Origin of the sequence: Salinivibrio costicola subsp. alcaliphilus (assembly GCF_001996185.1) — a bacterium.
GTDB classification, from domain to species: domain Bacteria; phylum Pseudomonadota; class Gammaproteobacteria; order Enterobacterales; family Vibrionaceae; genus Salinivibrio; species Salinivibrio costicola.
In genome coordinates, this window is the sequence record NZ_MUFR01000169.1 from 1 (window position 1) to 337 (window position 337).

Sequence of the window (337 nt, forward strand, 5' to 3'; positions counted from 1 at the left end):
CCCAGTAATTCAAGGTTCTGCACTGGGTGCATTGAACGGTGAAGAGCAGTGGGAGCAGAAGATTGTTGAACTTGCTGAAGCCCTGGATTCTTACATCCCAGAGCCAGAGCGTGCGATCGACAAGCCGTTCATCCTACCAATCGAAGACGTATTCTCAATCCAAGGCCGTGGTACTGTTGTAACTGGTCGTGTTGAGCAAGGCATCATCACCGTGGGTGACGACGTTGAAATCGTAGGCATGAAAGACACCACCAAGACCACTTGTACTGGTGTTGAAATGTTCCGTAAGCTTCTAGACGAAGGCCGTGCGGGTGAGAACGTTGGTGTTCTTCTGCGT

Annotated in this window: 1 protein-coding gene; it reads left to right on the forward strand. The window is 50.7% G+C overall.

Going from position 1 to position 337, the window contains the following annotated elements; translation table 11 throughout:
- On the forward strand, positions 1–337 hold a 337-nt coding region (locus BZJ21_RS15730; protein ID WP_269087448.1), incomplete at both ends, for an EF-Tu/IF-2/RF-3 family GTPase.